At 66.8% G+C, this 2,121-nt stretch carries 3 protein-coding genes; 2 read left to right on the forward strand and 1 reads right to left on the reverse strand.

Features of this window, described 5'->3' with window-relative positions; genetic code table 11:
• The first annotated feature begins 123 nt into the window (after nt 1-123).
• Both RMO04_RS18190 and RMO04_RS18195 read left to right on the forward strand, forming a co-directional pair.
• Nucleotides 124-609: a YaiI/YqxD family protein gene (locus tag RMO04_RS18190; protein WP_309646180.1), complete on the forward strand. Its 486-nt coding sequence runs from the start codon at nt 124-126 to the stop codon at nt 607-609.
• Between the two features lie 43 nt (nt 610-652).
• Nucleotides 653-1,126, forward strand: coding sequence for a cytochrome c family protein (locus RMO04_RS18195; RefSeq protein WP_309646182.1), 474 nt, complete (start codon nt 653-655; stop codon nt 1,124-1,126).
• Between the two features lie 3 nt (nt 1,127-1,129).
• On the opposite strand, the gene RMO04_RS18200 is transcribed toward RMO04_RS18195, so the two are convergent.
• On the reverse strand, nt 1,130-2,121 hold a 992-nt coding region (locus tag RMO04_RS18200), incomplete at its 5' end, for an efflux RND transporter permease subunit (RefSeq protein WP_309646181.1).

Raw genomic sequence — 2,121 nt, forward strand, 5'->3', positions numbered from 1 at the left:
CAGTAAGCGTAACAGTAAGCGTAAGCGTGGAATGCGCCGTCGGTCTCCCGGGCCGGCGGCGTTTTTCGTTGAGAGCGCGGCTCGCCGGGGGCATGGAGGGACGTGACCTCGAACGGAGCTCCCTTGGCCGAAAAACCCATCGAGGTGTTCATCGACGCCGACGCCTGTCCGGTGAAGGACGAGATCTACAAGGTCGCCGCGCGCTACGGCCTGAAGACCTGGGTGGTCTCCAACGCCTTCATGATGATCCCCCAGTCGCCGATGATCGCGCGGGTAATCGTCGACGCCGGACCCGATATCGCCGACGACTGGATCGCCGAGCATGTGGCCCCGGGCGACGTGGCGGTGACCAACGACATTCCCCTGGCTGAGCGCGTGTTGCAGGCCGGGGCCCATGCCGTGACGCCCAACGGCAAGCCCTTCACCGAGAACTCCATCGGCGCGGCCATCGCGCAGCGCGCCCTGATGGAGCAGCTGCGATCCACTGGCGATATCCATGGCGGGCCAAAGCCGTTCGATCGCAACGACCGTTCCCGGTTCCTGCAGGCGCTGGACGAGATCATTCAGAAGGAACGGCGCAAGCGCGCCTTGCAACGGCGCGATCCGTGATTAGCTTGCGGCGCAGTGATTGCGGAGGTTGGGGTTCATGACGATGCGTGCGGCGACGATGTCTTTGGCGGGCGCCTGCGTCCTGATTGCCGGCTGTGGTCAGCCGGCTGAGGCGCCAGCCGCCGCGGCGCCGGCCGCGATGACCGCTGAACAGACGGCGGCCGTCCTGGCCTCCCTCCCCGCCCCGTACAACACCGCCGACCTTGAAAACGGCAAGCGCAAGTTCGGCCTGTGCAAGTCGTGCCACACCATAGCGCCCGGCGGCGCCAACATGACCGGCCCCAACCTGCACGGGGTGTTCGGCCGCAAGACGGGCGAGGTGGCCGGCTACAAGTACTCGGACGCCGTTAAGAACGCCGGCTTCGTCTGGGACGCCGAGCACCTGGACAAGTGGCTGGCCGAGCCGCGCACCTTCCTGCCGGGCACCAAGATGAGCTTCGCCGGCCTCAAGGAGGCCAAGGACCGCGTGGACCTGATCGCCTATATGAAGGTCGAGTCGGGCTACAAGACGCCGTAGGCCCTACTCCGCGGCGTTGGCGGCGCGGGTCTGCTCGGCGTCCTCGAAGGCTTCGATGCGCCGGGCGGTGGCCTGGGGGGACTTCGTGAAGCGCGCCAGCAGGTTGTAGAACACCGGCACGATGAACAACGTCAGCAGGGTCGCGAAGATGGCCCCGAAGAAGATCACCACGCCGATGGTCTTGCGGCTTTCACCGCCCGCCCCGCCCCAGATGATCAGCGGAATCGCGCCGGCCGCCGCGGAGATCGAAGTCATGATGATGGGCCGCAGGCGCAGGGACGCGCTTTCGATCACCGCCTCGCGGATGGTCAGGCCGTCGTCGCGCAGTTGGTTGGCGAACTCCACGATCAGGATACCGTTCTTGGCGGCGATACCCACCAGGATGATCAGCCCGATCTGACTGTAGGTGTTGATCGTCGATCCCGCGATCAGCAGGCCAAACAGCCCGCCCAGCGCCGCGACGGGCACGGTCAGCATGATCACCGCGGGGTGGATCCAACTCTCGAACTGCGCCGCCAGCACCAGGAACACCAGGATCAGCGCCATGGCGAAGGCCAGGCCCACCGCCCCGCCCGCCTCAAGGAAGTCGCGCGCGGCGCCGCCCCATTTGATCTGGAAGCCCGGCGGCTGCTTGGCCACCTCGTCCTCGAAGAACTTCACGGCCTCGCCGACCGGATAGCCGGGGTTGAGCTGGGCCGAGAGTGAGATCGACCGCAGACGGTCGACGCGAGAGCGGTCGGGCGTGTCGCCGCGGACCTTGGTGGTCACCACCGAGGCCAGGGGCACCTGGGCGCCGCTGGACGTGCGGACATAGAGGTTCTCGAGATCGGACTCGGTCTGGCGCTGGGCCCGCTCGGTCTGCAGGATGACGTCGTATTCCTGACCGTTCTTGATGTAGGTCGTGACCCGCCGCGACCCGAACATGGTCTCCAGGGATCGTCCGACCGCCTGGGCCGAGACCCCGAGGCTCGCGGCCTTTTCGCGGTCGATCTCGA

Origin of the sequence: Phenylobacterium sp., from assembly GCF_031412415.1 — a bacterium.
Classification (GTDB): domain Bacteria; phylum Pseudomonadota; class Alphaproteobacteria; order Caulobacterales; family Caulobacteraceae; genus Phenylobacterium.